Annotated in this window: 22 protein-coding genes and 1 pseudogene; 5 read left to right on the top strand and 18 right to left on the bottom strand. The window is 46.6% G+C overall.

Translation table 11 applies throughout. From position 1 onward, the window contains the following. Positions 1-81: 81 nt before the first annotated feature. From OS112_00445 to OS112_00405, 9 genes and pseudogenes are all read right to left on the bottom strand, one after another. Positions 82-366 (bottom strand): annotated as a pseudogene (locus OS112_00445) (DUF86 domain-containing protein). A 49-nt stretch (positions 367-415) separates the two neighbouring features. Further along, on the bottom strand, positions 416-727 hold the full coding sequence (locus OS112_00440; GenBank protein WAC05128.1) for a nucleotidyltransferase domain-containing protein: 312 nt from the start codon (positions 725-727) through the stop codon (positions 416-418). A 74-nt stretch (positions 728-801) separates the two neighbouring features. Beyond that, the gene (locus tag OS112_00435) at positions 802-1,131 is read right to left on the bottom strand and encodes an MBL fold metallo-hydrolase (GenBank protein ID WAC05127.1); all 330 of its coding nucleotides are present in this window, start codon (positions 1,129-1,131) and stop codon (positions 802-804) included. Further along, the gene (locus OS112_00430) at positions 1,128-1,334 is read right to left on the bottom strand and encodes a hypothetical protein (protein WAC05126.1); all 207 of its coding nucleotides are present in this window, start codon (positions 1,332-1,334) and stop codon (positions 1,128-1,130) included. Before OS112_00430 ends, OS112_00435 begins: the two co-directional genes overlap by 4 nt. Before the next feature lie 15 nt (positions 1,335-1,349). Beyond that, positions 1,350-1,709 carry a hypothetical protein gene (locus OS112_00425; protein ID WAC05125.1) on the bottom strand — a complete coding sequence of 120 codons (360 nt, stop codon included), beginning with the start codon at positions 1,707-1,709 and terminating at the stop codon, positions 1,350-1,352. Then, a complete protein-coding gene (locus tag OS112_00420; protein WAC05124.1) occupies positions 1,706-2,233 on the bottom strand; it encodes a hypothetical protein in 528 nt (175 codons plus the stop codon). Before OS112_00420 ends, OS112_00425 begins: the two co-directional genes overlap by 4 nt. 89 nt (positions 2,234-2,322) lie before the next feature. Beyond that, positions 2,323-2,451, bottom strand: coding sequence for a hypothetical protein (locus OS112_00415; GenBank protein WAC05123.1), 129 nt, complete (start codon positions 2,449-2,451; stop codon positions 2,323-2,325). Between the two features lie 69 nt (positions 2,452-2,520). After that, positions 2,521-2,739: a hypothetical protein gene (locus tag OS112_00410; protein WAC05122.1), complete on the bottom strand. Its 219-nt coding sequence runs from the start codon at positions 2,737-2,739 to the stop codon at positions 2,521-2,523. Between the two features lie 122 nt (positions 2,740-2,861). Further along, positions 2,862-3,194 (bottom strand): hypothetical protein, encoded by a 333-nt coding sequence (locus OS112_00405; GenBank protein WAC05121.1) that lies wholly within the window; start codon positions 3,192-3,194, stop codon positions 2,862-2,864. Between the two features lie 197 nt (positions 3,195-3,391). Between OS112_00405 and OS112_00400 the strand changes: the two genes are divergently transcribed. Continuing rightward, positions 3,392-4,078 (top strand): DUF6293 family protein, encoded by a 687-nt coding sequence (locus OS112_00400; GenBank protein ID WAC05120.1) that lies wholly within the window; start codon positions 3,392-3,394, stop codon positions 4,076-4,078. A gap of 313 nt (positions 4,079-4,391) precedes the next feature. Continuing rightward, positions 4,392-4,868, top strand: a complete 477-nt coding sequence (locus OS112_00395; protein ID WAC06178.1) for a pyridoxamine 5'-phosphate oxidase family protein — start codon at positions 4,392-4,394, stop codon at positions 4,866-4,868. A 265-nt stretch (positions 4,869-5,133) separates the two neighbouring features. Here OS112_00395 and OS112_00390 read toward each other — a convergent pair whose 3' ends face one another. The 3 genes from OS112_00390 to OS112_00380 form a co-directional block, all read right to left on the bottom strand. Then, positions 5,134-5,637 (bottom strand): hypothetical protein, encoded by a 504-nt coding sequence (locus tag OS112_00390; GenBank protein ID WAC05119.1) that lies wholly within the window; start codon positions 5,635-5,637, stop codon positions 5,134-5,136. A 7-nt stretch (positions 5,638-5,644) separates the two neighbouring features. Continuing rightward, positions 5,645-6,670, bottom strand: a complete 1,026-nt coding sequence (locus OS112_00385; protein ID WAC05118.1) for an XRE family transcriptional regulator — start codon at positions 6,668-6,670, stop codon at positions 5,645-5,647. Positions 6,671-6,980: 310 nt separating this feature from the next. Then, positions 6,981-8,489: a class I SAM-dependent DNA methyltransferase gene (locus OS112_00380; protein ID WAC05117.1), complete on the bottom strand. Its 1,509-nt coding sequence runs from the start codon at positions 8,487-8,489 to the stop codon at positions 6,981-6,983. Positions 8,490-8,610: 121 nt separating this feature from the next. On the opposite strand from OS112_00380, the gene OS112_00375 reads away from it, so the two are divergent. After that, entirely contained in the window at positions 8,611-8,790 is a 180-nt protein-coding gene (locus OS112_00375; GenBank protein ID WAC05116.1) for a hypothetical protein, read from the top strand. A gap of 176 nt (positions 8,791-8,966) precedes the next feature. Here the strand turns inward: OS112_00375 and OS112_00370 are convergent, their stop codons facing one another. The 3 genes from OS112_00370 to OS112_00360 form a co-directional block, all read right to left on the bottom strand. Continuing rightward, positions 8,967-9,305: a type II toxin-antitoxin system PemK/MazF family toxin gene (locus tag OS112_00370; protein WAC05115.1), complete on the bottom strand. Its 339-nt coding sequence runs from the start codon at positions 9,303-9,305 to the stop codon at positions 8,967-8,969. Further along, positions 9,290-9,934 carry a Panacea domain-containing protein gene (locus tag OS112_00365; GenBank protein ID WAC05114.1) on the bottom strand — a complete coding sequence of 215 codons (645 nt, stop codon included), beginning with the start codon at positions 9,932-9,934 and terminating at the stop codon, positions 9,290-9,292. The genes OS112_00370 and OS112_00365 overlap by 16 nt, the downstream gene beginning before the upstream one ends. A gap of 132 nt (positions 9,935-10,066) precedes the next feature. Further along, positions 10,067-11,266, bottom strand: coding sequence for a hypothetical protein (locus OS112_00360; protein WAC05113.1), 1,200 nt, complete (start codon positions 11,264-11,266; stop codon positions 10,067-10,069). A gap of 272 nt (positions 11,267-11,538) precedes the next feature. Here OS112_00360 and OS112_00355 point away from each other — a divergent pair, with 272 nt between their 5' ends. After that, positions 11,539-12,366, top strand: coding sequence for a hypothetical protein (locus tag OS112_00355; protein WAC05112.1), 828 nt, complete (start codon positions 11,539-11,541; stop codon positions 12,364-12,366). Positions 12,367-12,381: 15 nt separating this feature from the next. On the opposite strand, the gene OS112_00350 is transcribed toward OS112_00355, so the two are convergent. Then, the gene (locus OS112_00350; GenBank protein ID WAC05111.1) at positions 12,382-12,582 is read right to left on the bottom strand and encodes a hypothetical protein; all 201 of its coding nucleotides are present in this window, start codon (positions 12,580-12,582) and stop codon (positions 12,382-12,384) included. Between the two features lie 38 nt (positions 12,583-12,620). On the opposite strand from OS112_00350, the gene OS112_00345 reads away from it, so the two are divergent. Next, on the top strand, positions 12,621-14,438 hold the full coding sequence (locus OS112_00345; GenBank protein ID WAC05110.1) for a DUF4209 domain-containing protein: 1,818 nt from the start codon (positions 12,621-12,623) through the stop codon (positions 14,436-14,438). Between the two features lie 14 nt (positions 14,439-14,452). Here OS112_00345 and OS112_00340 read toward each other — a convergent pair whose 3' ends face one another. Both OS112_00340 and OS112_00335 read right to left on the bottom strand, forming a co-directional pair. Next, positions 14,453-15,685, bottom strand: a complete 1,233-nt coding sequence (locus tag OS112_00340; protein WAC05109.1) for a restriction endonuclease subunit S — start codon at positions 15,683-15,685, stop codon at positions 14,453-14,455. Positions 15,686-15,688: 3 nt separating this feature from the next. Further along, positions 15,689-18,523: a DEAD/DEAH box helicase family protein gene (locus OS112_00335; GenBank protein ID WAC05108.1), complete on the bottom strand. Its 2,835-nt coding sequence runs from the start codon at positions 18,521-18,523 to the stop codon at positions 15,689-15,691. Positions 18,524-18,667: the final 144 nt, after the last annotated feature.

Raw genomic sequence — 18,667 nt, 5'->3', positions numbered from 1 at the left:
AGAGCGTTGACAGGCATATGTCCCGGGATGTGATATTTTTTTAAAATTTTAAAAAAAAAGATAGTCCCCGGTTCCTGTCGTTTAATTCTGATTCTTCTGTTGGACTTCCGGTCCGATGACACGGATAAGCCGGGGGATATCCAGATTTACGGTGTTCCAGACGTCATCAAGGTCCACCTTTCCGTACGAGTGGATGAGCATGTCCCGCATCCGTGCCATTGCTGACCATTCGATGGAGTCGAGCCGGTTGAGTGTCTCTGGAGAGAGCCGCTTGGAGACTTCCCCGATCACTTCAAGACAGCGGATGACCGCGTACTGGCACTGGCGATCAGCACCGAATGATTCCCTGGTATGTTCTCGTATAAATTCGCGGGCATCCTGTGCTTAAAAGAGAATATCGAGAAGATACGCATCATCACGCGCCATAGACTTTCTCAAGGGATGCAAGGATGCTCTTTCTGCGGATGTAGTTCCTGCTCTCCTCTACCGCCTGCCGGGTGATGAGATCGGTGTGCCGTCCGAAGATCTGTTCGAGCTCCACTTCCATTTTTGCAAGCTGGATGAGGGTATGACGGGTGCCGGGAAGAAAATCGACGATGATATCGATGTCACTCTCCGGTCGGAAACGATCGGTTGTCACGGAGCCGAAGACCTGGAGCTCCCTGACGTTCCATGCCTTACAGAATGCCTCTATCTTTTTTTTCCGGCGCCTGATAAGTGCATGCACATGACCCGCTCCTTCCGATCAATATACGGTGAATATCCTTTTTAATCATGATCCCGATGGTCCGAAACGATGGTTTATTGTTGGATCAGCCGACTGGCCCCGAAATGATCCACATGGGCATGCGAGAGCAGCACCGCATCGACCGGACAGGCCGCGAACCCGGCCACGTTCACATCAGCCGGCACGAGGTCTTTGCGGTAGATGTTGAGCGACGGGATGATATTGAGCGCGAGCGCATCGCTGATGCCCCGCGAGGCCCGGTTCTGGAGAAAGCCGGAGTAGAATTGCGAGGTTTTGAAAAAGTTGGTGCCGAAGTCCAGAAAGACGCCCCGGCCTTTGTGTTCGACGTGGATCTTGTTTCCGCCAATCGGTTCCGCGCCGTCATGGATGGTGATGGAGGTCATGGGGGTCCCCTGCGATATGGCGATGTAGGGAGGGAAAGGTAACTATTGAATGCCCCGATTGCATCGCTGCGGATCGATTCCATCGAGCCGCTCCGGTCGATGATGCAGATGATCTCGGTCACATCCTTTCCAGAAGGCCTGTGGCCTTCATGCGGTGGTTTTTCCGCACCCCGCTTTCCTCCTGCCTTCTTGTCTGATCCCATACCAAAACCCCCCGTTTACTGGATATAGCACACCTGACCGTGGTGGCCGGTAATCCCTTCCTCGCTCTCGCCCTGCTTCTGCCGGCGTTCGAGGTAGACCATCATCTTCCGCGTGTCGTAGCCATTGTCCTCTGCAAGCCCGTGGATCTGGTCGGCGATCCCGATCAGTTCATCGGATGACTTCCTGATGCTCCGGGGCATGCGCTCGCGGTGCATCCGGCTGGTGCCCTCTTCGAACTGGTCAAGGAGTTCGGCGATCCTGTGGTTCCGGTGCGTGATCATGCGGGTCACCATCAGGATGACTGCCTCCTCGTCATCGTGCCGGATGAGTGCCGGCACTTGGGCGACCGGCACCGGAGCAGGGTCCCCGGTCATGGTCCCACTCCATCAGGCTGCCCGGGGCCCTCGCCCTCACGAAGGGCAGGCGCCATGTATCTGTGCGACACCCGCCACCGTGACCTGTGGCTCCTGCACGACAGCCGGGATGCGTGTTCTTGGGCAGGCTGGCCCGCACGCACAAAGCGGACAACCGCGTTCTTGAGCGCGACCACATTCTCCTCAACCAGGTCCGACCGTTCGACAATCCGGGCAGCTTCCTGGAAGAACCGCTCCGTCGGGAATGGCTCATTCTTCCACAGCACCCCCAGGTTATGCGCATGGGTGTCCACATCCAGCGCATACGTTATGATCCGCTCAAGCTCATGGTTGATGACGAGCGAGGAGAACCCCGCGCTTGCACGGAAATACCATTCCCGGGATAATTTTTTATCACCGTCCGCTGCCGGAGTTTCCTGTGCCTCGACACCCCTTACTTCCATGACCTCTCCCGCAGCAGCGGGCAGGTCGTTCCCATGGCATGAGAACGGATCCGTATCCTGCCTACGGTTTCCGGGAAACATCCCCTTTCCTCTGCGTCATCATCATGATGATAACCCCAATGGCCGTGCTCGTCAGCACGCCCAGCAGGAAGCCGAGCCCGAACTGCGACTCACAGGCCATACCTGCCATCCTCCGGCGGGAACATATTGCTCCAGCCGTCTACCGGCATCTTCCTCTCGTGATCCATAGCAAACCCCCTGATTGCAGGGATGAGGGACTGTTCAGTCCCATCTCCCATTCGATGATTTCTTCGACTCACTCACAACGTAGATTTCTTACTTGAACTCCCGGCAGGCTTGAGCAGGCATCATCTCCCGTGGACCTTATCCAGTTCTTCTTCTCCAAGAGATCCCAGTCCGTTACACATCTTCCTGCCCATATCAGACAGGTCTTCTGCCAGGGTTGTCTCCCCGGCAGCTCTCAGTGCTGCCTGGTTCCGGGCAACATATTCACCGAACCGCCGCAGGATGCTTTTTCTCTTCTGCGGCTCTTTGTGCTGAACTTCTCCGGATTGTTTGGATTTCACTGCCCTGTTTTTCCTTAAGTTCGCTCCAAATCCCCTGTTAATGTTTGATGATGCGCTATAGCGCGATCTGACTGACATTTTTTTACCCCATCTCCTCTCTTTTGAATAACCGGGAGGATGGATCAGTCCCATCTCCCGAGCGATGATTTACTGGATCCTTTCCAGACGACGATGCCGTTTTTGAACGATTTGCAGAGCTGTTTGTAGTACCAGCGGGCGATCTTCAGGTCCCGTTTTTTAAAGCTTCGTCTGGTCCCGGGCAGGACATCGGCCTGCTGCATCTCCTCGCCCAGGAACTCTTCTGTGCTGAACCGGTAGGCTGACACATGGACCCGGCCTGTCATTGTATTCCGGCTCCGGTACAACCCGACCGCGACATTGTGGTCATCGAAAACTTTGAGCTTGACCCATTCAATCTCCGGATCTTCCAACAGCAAACTCTCGAAATCAGACAAACACTCCACTCCTTCATTTTGAATATTCATCTGTCCGTCCCACGGCCCCCCCGACCGCAGGTTGGTCCTAGCAGCCACCCCCATGGCTGCAGGTGTAACAAATAAATAAGCACTCATACTTAAAATAATTTTTCATGTGTAAAATTATTTTTTACCAACAAACTTTTTTATTATGATTGATAATTGTAGTGTAACCAATGGGAACTACGGCAATTGTCTTTGTAGGACATTCAAAAGAGCGGCTGATCGAGTCCATCCGCAGCGTGCAATCGTTTTCTATCAATAAGATCATCCTTGTGATTGGCGAACAGCAGTCAACCGGTGAGCGGAAAGCCCGCGGGATCGCGGAAGAACTCAAAAAAGATCTTCGCGTATTCTTCGATGTCGGGATAAGGCAAATTGACAAGAAGGATGTCATGCGGGCTGCCCAGCAGATCACGGACATTATACGCACCGATCAGGAAGGCGGCAGCGATGTGATCCTCAACATGAGCGGCTCTTTGCGCACGTTCTCGATCGCCGCCTATATTGCCGGGTGCATCACACGCTCGAAGATGATCACCGCGATTCCGGAATATGATGAGGACGATGAAGAGGTCGGGATCGAAGACATCGTTGCATTGCCCCCGCTCCCGCTCAATGTTATTAAGCCGGAGCAACGGCGCATTCTTGACGCTATTGGGGAGGGGGTTACGTCACTCGATGACCTCGTCATCCGGCTCACACCCGATATCAGGAAGAACTCGGATGCATTTCCCAAGGAACGGAGCCGGCTCTCCCACCATTTGAAAAATTTCGAAGAGATGGGGCTGATTGAGAAGGAGAAGAAGGGGAAGAATGTCGGGGTGAAGCTGACGAAGTTAGGCGAATTACTGCGATTGTAATTTTTTTGCTTCATGAACGCACCGGCAGCGATTGGGGATAATCTAAACCACAATGGGATTCAACAAAACCAGATTCCACGCCGAGTGAGCGATTATCGCCGGCAATAAATTCCTGTCATCAAGATACTACAGTGGACCGTAGATCATAAACTGGAAAAATCTCAACAGCCAGTTTAGAGATGTTGGATTTGTATGCTGGTTCGCAAAAATGTATGAAATAATCATCAGCGCCGCAAAACACATCCCGCCCGTGATCGTGTCAGGAAAGTTTTTACTAGAGGATACACCAGATAGTGGAGATAGTGGTGACATCATGGACCCGGTAAAAATCCCCAAAATGCCAAAAGCGGAGTATGACGCCCTGATCAAACGCCAGAATGTATCGAGAATTGCGTTTTGTGCAGGCGGGCACGCCTACATTGCCCCGTTCATGTACATGTTTGATGGAACGCATCTCTATTTCCTCTCTACCAAGTATGGGAGAAAGATCGAGTATTTCAAAAACAATCCGCATGTGTCTGTTGAGATCGAGGAGTATGCCCCGGATCTCTCATCCTTTACCTTTGTCAGCCTGCAGGGCTCTTTGGAAGAGGTGCAGGCACCCGCACAGAAAAAGAAGGTCCGGAAACTCTTCCTCGAAATGATAAAGAAAAGGAAACTCTCGATGCGGGTGCTGAGTGCGCTTGGTCATTCCCCCGGTGATCCCCCGGAAGCAATCGTCAACGAGGAACGGTCGCTGGTCTGGAAACTGGTGGGCGTGAAAGATATCGTTGCCCTGAAAAACGGGTAAGGTACGGCATCAATCCAACAATCCTGAATCACCTTCAGGATCCTATTTTTTATTTCATCTCTCAAAAAGGGCAAAAAACAGTAAAACGTCTTTTTTAAAACAATATGATCTCCCTTGGATGACAGGACATTTCTGTGGATCCAACAGGGGATGCAAGCGCATGAGAATGCTGATGATTACGCCAATGGAAAAAGGGAAAACCGGATGATGGGAATGGTTGTATCGGGCCAATGACGCATCAACCGCAACCAGAACAATGTTTCAGCTATTTTTCTGATTCCCACATATTGATTAGTTTCTCGCATTCTGCTATTGGCAGCCAGCGTTTCTTTCCGAGCATCTTTCGCAATGCATCAGCTGCTTCCTGCGACGAGAGAAGATCATTTTTAATGAGTTCTTCCAGCAGCCAGAGAGTACCATGGTATTCGATCCCGCTTTCAGCGGCGAGATTTCGCAATAGTTCGTCACTGGAAAGGATCATGATGTTATGTTTCCGACTGAGGTAAAAAACTGAGACATCGTCAATAGAGAGCTCGATGTGCTGTTGTTTGATTGCATGTAATTCTTTTACTTCCGCATCTGTAAGGATCAGAAGATTCACTCCCAGATCCTTCAACTGTTGACGGGAGAATGATCCGGAAATCTCTTTGGGAATAAACTCGGAGGTCTGGAAGCTGAATGGCAGAAGAAACAGTTGATCGAAAATATCCCCTGCAATAAAATCGAAGAAGATATTGGTATCGATGCAACACGGCCTTCTGCTCTTCATTCTTACATCACTGGCATGGTACGGCAAGTATCGGAGTGTGTTCGTCTCTCAATTCATTAAACCTGGACTCCGATATCTTGTGTTCACTCAGGGCCCGGAGCAGGAGGAGTTCGAGATGAGTCGGGACCTCCGGTTCGATTTGTGCACCCGGTTCCGTTTTGTGCCATTTATGCAACCGCATCTCGACCCAGTGCCGGTTTGCTGCCGCATCTGAGATGATGTGAAGGTTCTTTGCGCGGTAAATCAACGCCCCCATGCTTATCCCGTACTTATGTTTGATCACGTATAGTTCCCGGAAGTCCAGCATCTTTCGTTTCGGCCCGAGCTCCATGATCGCCATCGGTTTTGGAATCAGGAACGCACCGGCAAAATGAAACGCAGCTTCTTCAGAATCGATGCCTTCTTCAAGCTTCAGGAGCAAATGCCCGAGTTCATGCGCAAGGCTAAGACGCTGGCGGTCTCCGGAGAACCTCATATTGACAATGATGAGCGGGCGCACATTGTTATACCACATCGTGAGAGCATCGAATTTCACCGGCGCATCAATGACACCGACCTTTATCCCATGCTGCTCCAGAACGTCCATCAGGTTCTCGATAGGATCAAGGCCGAGATCCCATGCATTCCGGATGTTCATCGACACTTCCTCGATGTCATCCAACGAAGAGACCCGGCAGCGATCTTCATCCGGAAGGGTGAGTGGCTTTTCCGAGCCGGTGATCTGCTCGATAGTAAGGTACCGCTCAAGCCAGTCGCTGGTCTTGCCGAGGATTTTCGTCTCGTCCTTTGGCGACAGAGCTTTCCGGCAACGGTAATCCGGTTTTGAGAGCCGGGGGGCTCGCGGACGGAAGAAGAACTCCACCCTGACATTGAGAGCATCCGACAAGCCGATAAGGGCGGTTGAATTCGGAGTAACCGTCCCGTTCTCATATTTTGAGATCGCCATTTTGGAAAGTCCCATCTTTTCGGCAAGCACCTGTTGCGATAACCCGGCATTAATCCTGGCCGATTTGATACGTTCACCTATTGACATAATGCACCGCAGAGCCTCATCTCTCCAAGTTTACAAATTTAGAAATTTCTACAATTTAAGTAAACCTTTGATTCTATATAAAATATTTTGTCGGAGAACACAAAAAATTTATTTTCCAGTATTGTTTCTATGTCGGCATGTTCATCTGAAAATGTGTATGAATATGTGTTTGTCTGTATGCAGGTAAGTTAATTCAGATGGCATGATTGATTACAACATAATTGACAGAAGTTTATAAATATAGTGAATCGGTTTTGATTAACATGAGCAGTTTAAGGAAACTGCCAATATTGAGCGGATGAAAAATTAATTATTTTTTAATCAATGATTTGAGATCATTCAACCCTTTCTGTATCTCGTTCTCAAGCGTCTCAATCTTCTGAATAATTACTTCCGGCTTCTCGTACTGGACTTCTTCGTACTCAATTTCCTTATACCGGGATATGGAGAGATCGTATCCGTTTTCCTTGATCTCACTGAGTGGCACAAAGAAACATTTATCCTTCCGGTCTGTGGGATTCTCTTTCTTTCTGTTGCGGTAGTGCTGGATGATATTCGGGATATCCCCTTTCCCATCAATGAAAGTCCGTTTGTCATCCAGAGAGTACCCGTCAGCATCCATGTCATAGAACCAGACGCGATCAGTGTTCCCGCCTTTGGTAAAGATCAGGACTGCGGTTGAGACACCGGCATACGGCTTGAACACACCGGATGGCATCGAAACAATCCCTTCGAGCTGGCACTTTTCCAGCAGGATCTGCCTGAGTTTCTTATGGGCATTGGAGCTGCCGAACAGCACGCCATCCGGCACGATGACCCCGCACTTCCCGCCAATCTGGAGGAGGTGCATCATCCGTTCGACAAAGAGCAGTTCGGTCTTGGTGGTCTGGATGGTGAGGGCGTCGTTGATATCGCTCTTGTCAATGCTGCCTTTGAACGGGGGATTGGCAAGCACGATGGTATACCACTCCGATTCCCTGAATCCCTTGGAAAGCGTGTCTTTCTGCTCGACCCGTGGTGCTTTGATCCCGTGGAGCACCATGTTCATCAGCGAGATCCTGACCATGGTAGTATCAAAATCATAGCCATAGAACGTGTCAGTCCAGAGCTTGTCCCAGTGTTTCGGGTCGGTGATCTTATCGCCGAGAAGGTTATGATATCCTCCTTCGGGATCTTCTTCGATCTTGTCTTTGCTTGTGTATTTCCTGAGGATGTGCTCGTATGAGTTGACCAGGAACCCGGCTGTACCGCAGGCAGGATCGCAGATCCGGTCATTGATGTCCGGGTCCACGAGCTCAACCATCATCCGGATGATATGCCGGGGCGTACGGAACTGCCCGTTCTTCCCTGCGGTCGAGAGCTGCGAGAGCAGGTATTCATAGATGTCGCCCTGTGTGTCCCGGTTCTGTGCCGATATCTTGAGGTCATCGATGATGGCGACGGCTTCCTGCAGGAGCGAAGGTTTGGGGATCATGAAGACGGCATCTTTCATGTGCTGGGCAAAGAGCGTCTTTTCCCCGTCATGAATATTCTTGATAAAGGGAAAGGCCAAGTCCCGGACATGGACGAGCATCTTGTCTGCCGGGTAATGTTTCCAGTGGGACCAGCGGCAATCCTCCTGCCCTTCAAAGATGGATTTGTAGGATTGTTTGTTTGCCTGTGCCTTTTTTTGCTCGAAGGTATCCATCTCCTCAAGCCGGTTCATAAAGATGAGATAGGACATCTGCTCGATGGACTGGAGCGGGTTAGAGAGGCCGCCGCTCCAGAACTTGTCCCAGAGGGAGTCGATCTTTGATTTGAGTTCGGAGGCGAGGCGCATGGTTGTGCTATCCTGACAGGAGTTGGGTGATTGGGGGATTAAGGGATATCGGTTTTTTCGCAGAGAAACGACCTAGACGAAAAGGCTATTGAACACGCCGAGTCAAGATCTGAATAGTGCAATGACATACAAGCCAGCAGCTGGAACAAATAAGAAGTTCAATGAGAACGTCTACCCTCCCGAATCGGCGATCAAACCGGAATTTATCAAGCGGGTGAAGAAAGCCCAAGCGAATATTGCTGCCGGAAAAGGGAAGATGTTCAATTCGATGGACGATTTTATCCGTTGTCTTGAGAATTAGATCTCTAAAAGATCCTGCTTTTCCACCCCTTTTTAAAAAGCGTGTAATATCAATTTGATCAGCAAAAACGATGCGAAAAGAACTGATTCAAACTATCAGGATCGTTTTGGGGCTGGGGGCGAGAACTAGGTACGGTTCAAAAATGGGTAAATCTGAAGGTCTTGTGTTGCGGAATCCTATTTCGATTGCAAAATCCGGATAATCGATTGTTCGACTTCATCCATTTTTGTCTGGTTCACATACCCAATTACATCGGAGATAATCGTGGAATCTGCTGTGAACAGTTTGCTGGGACGGATGAAACTCGAATATCGTAAACTGCCGTCTTCAAAATCCGAGGAGTTTAAGGAAATTGCATAGGGATCATGCTCGTCATTCTGGCTTGTAATCTGGCAGATGAGTGTATCATCCCCATGCAGGTTTGCCACAACAAAACCCGGTCTTTTTTTGGAACCACTGAGATCAGAAAAGGGAAAAAGGACTTTTACAACCTGTCCTTTTACAAATAATCCCAAGCTTTGTCCTCCTCGGGTTTGAGCCACTCCTTTGCAAGGGACCGCTCACTTAAAAGAGCTGTAACCGGCACTTCATACACACCGGCAACCTGCATCTGATCGTCAAATTCTATATCGCACATAGTTTCATTCATTACGGCTGGTTCTGCCTTCTGTTCGGTCAATTCCCGTTCTTCCAGTTTGAAGAGATCGAGAGGAATTTTGTATCCGTTTTCCACTGTTTTCCACAGATCCAACTGGTGGGTAAGTGTACTGATCGCGACTGCGGTATTTTTCTTCAGGAGATCAAGAACCTTGGCAAAGATAGTTTTCTGTTCATGATCGAACAGCGACATGTCAGCTTTTTTCAAAGGGGTGAAACGGTATTCACGGTACCGGTTGTTTTGATAACTGACGAGGACTTGTCTTACATTGAAGAAATCATTTGAACACGAGGTCAGTGTGTATGCTAAAGGAGGAACCGGGCCGTGAGGCATGCGGACATATTCGTCCTGAAGGAGCGTTTCCCCCCTGCGGTTATACATGACGAGGTCAACAAAAAAAACAAACTTCATCAACTTGGTCCTGCCGATATCCGGATACTCTTCAATCGCATACAGGAGAGCATTGATCTGTTTTTTCGTTTTCATACCAGATGACAACCTGTCTTTGTGTAACATATTCCGTTTTCTATTATAAAGGTATCAAGGTAAGGGCGTGGGAGGAGTGAAAGTAATAAATGAATAACTTGGGCGTACTATTGCTGAAGGGTGAGCGGAAATCTATTCTTTATCCATCAATTTCTCTAACTTTTTTATTTTCGCTTCAGGAATTCGATCTTCACATGATAAAATAATTTGTTTCAAATAACCTTGGGCTTTGACAGACTCGTATATCTGTCGATTCTTGATTGATGCATCGATTACTCTGATGAGTTGGTTATTATCGAATAGAGATAAGAAGTCAACGATAATTTTTGCGTTGATTCCGGCAATAGCATAACTTTTACTATCTTCAAATTCCTGAAGGATTGAATCTATCAATTTATTGTTCCGAATATCAATTCTGATCGATTCAAGATATGTCAATTCAGAAATTGCCGACATTATTCTCTCTTTAATAATCACATTACTTCGAAAAGGACTTTTGAATAAAATCGTTCTCAACAACTCTTTTTGAATCTCAATATCGAGTTCAGAAGTTAATGCTCGACTAAGGAAAATAAAATGGTCGGAGTACTTACTCATACCTTCATAACTTAAAGAAAGTTTTTCTAAAATATTCTCAAAAATTTGCTTTTTTAGGGAACTGTCAAAATTTGAAAATTCCAAAATCTTCGATTCGATTGAATCTTTATTGACTGATTTTAAAAATGCGGTGACATCGGTTTGAAGTATATTTTGTTTAAAAAGAGTCTTGAGAAGCAGAGTCGTGTTTTTCACCATAAGGTCCGCTTCTTCTTTCGAACACAAACATTCATTGGGGTCATGCAATATTTTAGCTCTGATGGGTGAGTACGATCTCCCGATGATAATTAATATATTGGGAACTTTCTGTTTTCTTTTTTTCAGTTCCCCTGTCAGAGCATTAACCGTCTTTTGAAAATCCAATCCTTCACTATACGATCCAGTTAGCTCAAACAATTTTCTTTTAATTGCAATTTCTTGAGCAGATAATGATGCCACTGCCATTAACCAGTTTATATCCATATCGATAGATTTGGTTACATTTAGTAGATCATCCAGTTCATGTAAATCATATTCAGAAAAATTTTTCAATATTTTCGCTTTTTTCGGTAAAGATTTATGTTTTTTAATAAGCTCTTCCGTGACTGATTTTTCTGCTTCAGAGGGTTGTACACCAAAATCTTCTACAAGACACTGTAATTTTCTTTCAATTTCATCTACGTCTGGTTCAAAACCAAGGACATTACAATTTTGAATAATTCTTTGAGAAATATTTGTGATATATGCTCTTTCCATTAGTTACAGATGGATACTTCTCTAACCTTAATAGATTGCTTCATTTAATTGGAAACACTCATTATTTCTCCTGAGAACACCCCATCCATCAATCCATCAAAAAGTGTATCAATCTCCCGCCTTGATACCCTTGCCACCCACGAACCCACTCCACGCTCTCAAAAACGCGAGCGAACTGCTGCTAGCGGATGAGCAAGAGAGAGGGAGATTAATTAATGATAGCGTAGTAATCAACAAATTAAATATTAGAAAATAGTGAATGCTGATTGAATATGCCTTTAAAATTTTCAAAAAGATACGATGTTTGCTGGGTCATAGTAAATCCCCAAGAAATTAAGAAAATATCGAGAATCATTCAAGAAGTCTATAATAACGCTATAAAAGATTACGAAATTGATTATAAAAAATATAAAGAATCAAAGGGTGAAACCGACTATCCAACAAAACCATCTTTACGTTATAAAATACAATATTCGCATAACACAATTCGTTGTAATACTATTGAAGATTTAATTCCGGTTTTAGATGATGAGAAAATCTCATCATTTGAAATACAATTTAATTCATCAAATTTAGATATTTCAGTGAATTTAAATCATGCAAAGTATTGTGGCTCCTACAATTATTTTGATATCGCTGGTTTAGATAAAGTAAAGGTTAATGGTCTATTTAATTCATTAAAAGAAGCAGTTGATTCTTTTCAAAAACAATCTAGTGTTTTTAAAGAATATAAAATTCCAATAACAATAGTATTAAGTTTTATTTGTGGAATTATCCTTATCGGGGTTTCGTCTCTTTTCTGGGATTTTTATTTTTATCTCTCCCACACACCTGTCCAAAATATTACCATATCCGATAATGTAAAAAACCTCATTAAAATTTCAATTGTTCCAATTCTTATATTTGGATCTTTATTAGGGGGAATGGGGCCTGCATTCTATATTTCTGATAAAATTTCAGATTTATATCCAAGTGTTGAGCTAAATACAGGTCCAGATTATGGGCAATCTGAAAAAAGGAAACGTGATTCACTTTATACAATAATTACGATTATCGTCATTCCATTAATTTTAACAATCGCTGGAATATTAATAAAATGAATTTTTCTACGTTTTTTAGATCGAATCGCCTCTAAACACCCCCGCCATCAGCCCCTCAAACAGCGTATCAATTTCCTTCTTCGATTCCGCCTGCTGCTCACGTATCCGCTCCACCTCTTCTACGACACGGGCGAACTGATGCTGGAGAGCGAGCGGGGGAAAAGCAACTATTGATAGTATGATGAGAGAAAATGAAGTGGTAAGTAGTGGTTCCATTGACAGAATTTACCGATCTTACTTCATTGTATGAACATTTGGAACAACATGCACAGGATTATTCGATTTCCTTTACTATCGGTCAACTTTTTAATCAGTTGGTGAATTCTTTAAAAACATCAGGAAATGAAATTGACGCTGAAAAGGCACAATGGGAAACAACCTTTTTCTTTGTAATGTTCTCCGATGGCAAATCAAAACCTTTCTCAGAAGCCTACAACGATAAAGGTGAATGTATTGAATATCCAGATTTAAAAAAAATCGAAGAGAAGCAATGGTCCTATTTAATTGAACGTGTCGATACTGTAAAAAATCCTGTTCTTAAAGCGAATTATGCTCATATACTCTGGTGCAGCCCGAAAAAACATGGGAAATATGCTCAAATCGCCATTGAAAATTACCTTCTTCTTGTAAAGATTTATGAACAAAAAGATAGAGATTGCCCGACAGAACATTTCGGTCTAAAAGCTCTCGATTGTTTAAAACAAGCCTATTTCTTGGCGATTGTTATCAATTATCGATCAGAGGATATAAAAACAGAATTCCAACGATTAATGACATCTTACAATCCCGAAAGTAGCTCCTGCCCCTCATTACGGACACAACTTTTCGCATTGACCTTGGAAGATAAAAAAATATTTGAAAAAGAAGATCTGGCAGGATTCGATAAACTCTGTGACGAGGTTGCGGGAATTTGGATTTCGAGGGATAATCTCCATGCAGCGATTAATGTATATGAGCTTGCTGAACGCTGGGAGATGAAAAATTACGGAAAAAATAGTGGAATTTGGCGACGGAAAGTAGCTGAATCTTACGAATCAATAATGCGACGCCGGCTTGAAAAAGAAGAATATGCTGTGGCAGTGTCATTTTGTATGGATGCAATTGAAAATTATCGAATGATAAAAGATACGGAAAAAATTGATGAATTAGGGCAAATCTATCAACAAATTAAAAATAAGGTTGAATTTAAAGAATTTTCACAATCTTTAGATTTAAGCGATCATGTTCGAAGGTGTAGAACTTTTGCTAAGAATCTCATGCAAAGAACTCCGGAAGAAATTATCGGTTTTCTTGCCACAGATAACAAATACATTCTCCCCAATGTTCAGTTGGTCAGAGAACATGCAAAAAAATTGGGTGATGAGTATCCAATGAGCAATCTTTTTCCGGCAGTTGTAACTGATCAGCAGGGTAATCCTGCACAGAATTTCAGGACTGATGAAGAACGGGAAAAGCATAGTATACTAAAAAGATACCAGATCGAACTCAATTTAAATAATAAATTCATCATTCAAGAGATTCTCCTTGCCGGGATTCGAGAAAATAAAATCAATACGGAGATAGTAGTCAAATTCCTTGCGGATAATTCGTGGGCTGGTAAAAATTTCGTCAAACAAATGCCCAACAACCAAGAAATTACTAAAAACTGGATTGGCCTTCTTGCTCCTGCACTCGATGAATACTTTTCCCAGATGAATAATTATTTCCTTAACAATTCGATGATTCCGAATTTTATTCTCTGTATCGATTCCCTGACTTTAAAAATCGAAGGCTTATTAAGAGACTTTTCTGAATTGAATGGAATTCCAATATCAGATGTAAAAAGAGATGGAATCGCTAGGGAAAAAATACTGAATGATTTTCTAATCGAAGAGAAGTTAAAAACCAAATTCAGTGATGATGAACTTGAATTTTTAAAATTTTTATTGGTTGAGCAATCGGGATTTAATCTGAGACACCGGGTTGCGCATTCCCTGATGAATTTTCAAGACTATAATTTCGATTATATGAATTACCTCTTCATCGGTATGCTAAGGATCTGCAAATACGATATAGTTCAGAATGAAAATTGAGCATGTCTGAATATTTATCCAACCAACTCCCCAGCAAACGCCCTCGCCATCAGCCCCTCGCACAACCCCTTGATCTCCTTACCCGATGCCACCTGCTGCTCACGAATCCGCTCTACTTCCTCGACAACGCGGGCGAAATGCTGCTGGAGGGCGAGCGGGGGAACTATTATTCTGATTTTACGGAGGTTTTCTGTATTCAATACTGCTACGGTTGCGCCAGGGGATACTCGTAAAATTTGATCAATCATTGATGGGAAATAACTGAATGAAACAGACAGGAATATTGGTAAAATTTCTTTTTGGTTTAATGAAATTCTAAGTAAATTCGGACCGATAATTGCATCACCGAAATCCTTCGGAAGAACACAAGTACGGGCGATCGTTCCTGTGCGTGAAATTAAAACGTCATCATCTCTAACCTTGAACGCGATTAGTTGTTTAAATTTCTCTTTTGAGATGAATTTTGGCTTGGCTTGGATGAACTTGTTAATTGCTACATTGTCGATTCCCAATACAGGAATTCCGTCAGCAGTATATTCTCCGATCTTCAATTGACTTCCAAAAGGACCGCATGAAATTGATTTTTTATCAATAACAAGATCATTAAGAACTTTTACTTCCCATCCCCGCTCATTCCTCACCGGATCCCCAAACATCTCATAGAACACGCTCTGCAACAGCGCTCCCGTCAGTGCGTCCGCCTCCTGCCGCTGCCGCTTCACTGTCTCCGCCTGTTCGAGCACGGCAACGATCTGGCGCTGGACAGGTAGCGGGGGGACTGGTACTTTCAATCTTTTTAAGAAAGTCACTGGCACTCTTTGTTGTCCGGCAGTTCCGGTCATGTTTTGTGCTGCTTCCTGCCGGATTTTTTCTTGCATCAAGTAAAAGAAATAAAATTTTGTTGCGTTATCCGGTGAAAATTTCAACGTGTGAAATTCTGTGGAAGCGAAACCGATTCCATTTATTAAATTCTGGGCGATTGCGATTTTTCCATTCTCAATACAGGGTGTAATTTTTGCAAAAAGTAAATCCCCTTCCTGAATTGGGGTATAGCCGGTTTTTATTTCACCATATTTTTTCTCGATCGATGTGTCCATCCTGCCGGTCAATTCCTCAACACATCTCATCGGTAAAAATGTAACTTTGGTTTCATCATTGAAGGAATTCTTCTCAAATCTTGAATTTATTTCCGCTATTTCTTCGAGCCTCTTCCACTCCCACCCCTCCGGCAGCTCCCCCCGCTTCACACCCTACACCCCAGCCGCAAACAGTTCCCGCTCAACCCGCGTACATATCCCGACAAACGAATTCAGTTCATCTGTGGAAAACATTGGCTCCGGCGCATTCCCGAGCGTGATGAACGGCGGCTCCCAGAAGTCGGCGTAGGTGATGTGCTTCTTCTGGGAAAAGACCGATTCGACCATGCGGATGAAATTGAGCTGGTCTGCCGAATAGTGCTTGTTGTTCTCGATCATGTACGTCCGGAACGCATCCCGGATCCGCTCCGCCGGGTTGGCCTCGCCGTACATCCCGAGCACCCGCTTGATGAACGAGACGAGGATGCTCTCGGTGCTGGTCACGGCTTTCCCCAGCTCCGCGCTGTTCTTCGCGAGGTCGGGGCCGAAGATGGTGGCTTCGAGCTGCTGGAGATCGGCTTCGGAGAGCACTTCGTCGCGGGCGATCTTCCGGATGACCGGGTTCTCGGCCGCGAGTTGTTTGATCCGCTCCTCGACATGCTCGCGGTACTTGGTGATGTAGGTCTGCTCCTTCTCGCCGAGCATCTGGATCAGTTCCCGCATCTCGATCTTGTCGCCCATGTCGATGACAATGGTCTGCTGCGGTTCCTTGCGCATGAAGGGCATCAGCGGCGCAAGCTCGGCAAGCATCCGCTCCGCTGCCTCGTAGGATACGGATTGCCAGAACGACTTCGAGAGCACCTCGCAGATGAATCCCTCCCGTTCCTGCACCCTGTTGATCGTGAGCGGCAGGCACTCCACCATCAGGGCGATCATCTTCTGCTGCCGCTCGATCTCGCCCGCATCGCCCCGGAGGATCGCGTGCTTGAGCTGCTCGCAGCGCAGCGAGAAGATCGCGGTGTTGAGGTTCACGTCCTGCTGGTACCGCATCAGGGGCATGATCTTCTGGGTCAGGAACTGGAGCGGGTCGATGGCCACGTTGTCCCAGAGGTGCGGGTCGAGAGCCTTTGCAATCTCCTGTTTGTTGTCGCGGATGCTCACCGAGTCCGGGGGCAGCGAGCGGATATCGGCAAGGATCTGGTCCTTCACCTGCCCTGCACGCGCCTCGTCACCCTGCTCCCGGAGGAATGCGAGCTGCTTGATCTTGGAGAGGAAGATCCGGTTCGTGATGGCATCCGGCGATTCGTTCTTCACCCCGTCCGGGTTCATCTGCCAGTATTCGAAGTTATTCCAGAAATCAAAGACCTGGAAATACTCCTTCTTCCCCTCCGGCAGCCACGTAAAATGTTCACAGGCGCTGTTTGCCCGCGTACCCCTGCCAAGCATCTGCCAGAATTTGATCTTCGAGAAGACCGGTTTTGCAAAGACAAGGTTGCAGACTTCGGGCACATCGATACCTGTATCCAGCATATCAACCGAGATCGCAACCCGGGGCATCGATTCCTTCTCGAAGGCTTTGATCAGCTGGTCCGCCCGGGAGTCCTCCGATACGATCGTCCGGGCGAGCGTGCCCTTGTACTCGGGATAGAGTGTATCAAATGCTTCCTGCAACCGGTACGCGTGCTTCTTTGAGATCGCAAAGATGATCGACTTTGCCGGCAACGTCCCGGTCTGGTCCATGAGAGCATTCTCCATGAACTCGCGGACGATCGCTTCCGAAGTACCCTTGACCGCCACCTTCTTCTCCAGTTCCGTGCCCTCGAAATCGATTTCGTCCGGATCGATCCCCTGCTCCAGCAGCCTTAACCGCTCACCTTCCGAAAGATCCTGCCGCCGCACCCCGGCAATCTGGAAATGAGTCTGGGCGCCGAAAATACTCTTTCGGAAATCCACCAGTACCCCATCTCTTACCGCTTCGTCATAGGAGTACAACGCGGTAGGTGACCCGTCATGACACTCAAAAAACCGGAGGGTGTCTTTCTCAATGATCTCCGAAGGTGTAGCCGTCAATCCGATCTGGATTGCATCGAAGTACGTGAACACATCTTTCCACTTGTTATAGATCGAGCGGTGCGCCTCATCGGAGATGATCAGGTCGAACTCCCCGGGGGAAAGCCTGAACTGCCCATTCTTATCCTTGTCGAGATAAATTTCCTGAAACGTCTGGATGGTGGAGACGTATAGCCGCTTGCTCTTATCGTACTTCCCGGCGAAGATCGTATCCCGCCCTTCCTCGGGGAAAAACGTCTTGAATCCTTTATTCATCGCCTGGTCCCGCAGTGCCCGGCGATCTGTAAGGAACAGAACTTTCTGGACGAGACCTTTCTCCATCAGGATCTTGATGATTGCCATCGCTACCCGGGTCTTCCCGGTACCAGTAGCCATGACGATGAGCCCCTTACGGTGCCCATGCTGGAGGTGCTCCACCACCCGCTTGACGCACTCGATCCCTTTTGTCCGGTCGACAATGGTTGTATCGACTTCGACCGGGGATGACGCGTCCTGCGTCTTCTGGAACCGGAGACGTTCCAGATCCGCCTGTGCATAGAACCCTTTCACATCCCGTGGGCTGTACCGCTCCCGGTCCCAGAAAATGATCCGGTAACCGTTCGAGAGAAAGATGAATACGTCCTTGCCGGTCTGGCGTTTGATGTCATCAGCATACATCTCGGCCTGTTTCTGCCCGAGGTGGGGATCCTTGGATGTCCGCTTTGCCTCCACTATGGCAAGCGGCGCACCAAAACTGTCGAGCAGCAGGTAATCGACATACTTGCTCTCCATATCGTTTTTCAGGGTCTCGGAAACGGTCTTGTAACTTTTCGCAACAAAATCAGACTGTTTGGTATCGACTTCAGATTGAACTCGGGAACGATTGGCAACAACCCAGCCCTGTTCTTTCAGCAGGACATCGATCATCTCCAGCCGTGTCCGGAATTCGTTGCGATCCAAGAGTATTCCCTCACCAGAATATCGATTATTATATGCTTCGGGATTATGCAAGATGAAGGTTATGTGTGAATTTTCTTCAGAATTTATATTTACGAGCAAACTCCCCCTTCTCCCCCCACCCAACTTCCTTTTATCCTTCCACGC

Source organism: Methanoregula sp. (assembly GCA_026625165.1).
In the GTDB taxonomy this organism is placed as follows: Archaea; Halobacteriota; Methanomicrobia; order Methanomicrobiales; family Methanospirillaceae; genus MVRE01.
This window is presented reverse-complemented; position numbering and strand designations above follow the sequence as displayed.

Coding starts and splice junctions, on each gene's coding strand:
- OS112_00380 (WAC05117.1), bottom strand. CDS start 8,489: ATGCGCCTCGCCTCCGAACTCAAATCAAAGATCGACTCCCTCTGGGAC.
- OS112_00360 (WAC05113.1), bottom strand. CDS start 11,266: ATGGAAAGAGCATATATCACAAATATTTCTCAAAGAATTATTCAAAAT.
- OS112_00390 (WAC05119.1), bottom strand. CDS start 5,637: ATGAAGAGCAGAAGGCCGTGTTGCATCGATACCAATATCTTCTTCGAT.
- OS112_00435 (WAC05127.1), bottom strand. CDS start 1,131: ATGACCTCCATCACCATCCATGACGGCGCGGAACCGATTGGCGGAAAC.
- OS112_00395 (WAC06178.1), top strand. CDS start 4,392: ATGGACCCGGTAAAAATCCCCAAAATGCCAAAAGCGGAGTATGACGCC.
- OS112_00425 (WAC05125.1), bottom strand. CDS start 1,709: ATGACCGGGGACCCTGCTCCGGTGCCGGTCGCCCAAGTGCCGGCACTC.
- OS112_00400 (WAC05120.1), top strand. CDS start 3,392: ATGGGAACTACGGCAATTGTCTTTGTAGGACATTCAAAAGAGCGGCTG.
- OS112_00385 (WAC05118.1), bottom strand. CDS start 6,670: ATGTCAATAGGTGAACGTATCAAATCGGCCAGGATTAATGCCGGGTTA.
- OS112_00350 (WAC05111.1), bottom strand. CDS start 12,582: ATGGAACCACTACTTACCACTTCATTTTCTCTCATCATACTATCAATA.
- OS112_00375 (WAC05116.1), top strand. CDS start 8,611: ATGACATACAAGCCAGCAGCTGGAACAAATAAGAAGTTCAATGAGAAC.
- OS112_00420 (WAC05124.1), bottom strand. CDS start 2,233: ATGTTTCCCGGAAACCGTAGGCAGGATACGGATCCGTTCTCATGCCAT.
- OS112_00355 (WAC05112.1), top strand. CDS start 11,539: ATGCCTTTAAAATTTTCAAAAAGATACGATGTTTGCTGGGTCATAGTA.
- OS112_00415 (WAC05123.1), bottom strand. CDS start 2,451: ATGGGAGATGGGACTGAACAGTCCCTCATCCCTGCAATCAGGGGGTTT.
- OS112_00430 (WAC05126.1), bottom strand. CDS start 1,334: ATGGGATCAGACAAGAAGGCAGGAGGAAAGCGGGGTGCGGAAAAACCA.
- OS112_00365 (WAC05114.1), bottom strand. CDS start 9,934: ATGAAAACGAAAAAACAGATCAATGCTCTCCTGTATGCGATTGAAGAG.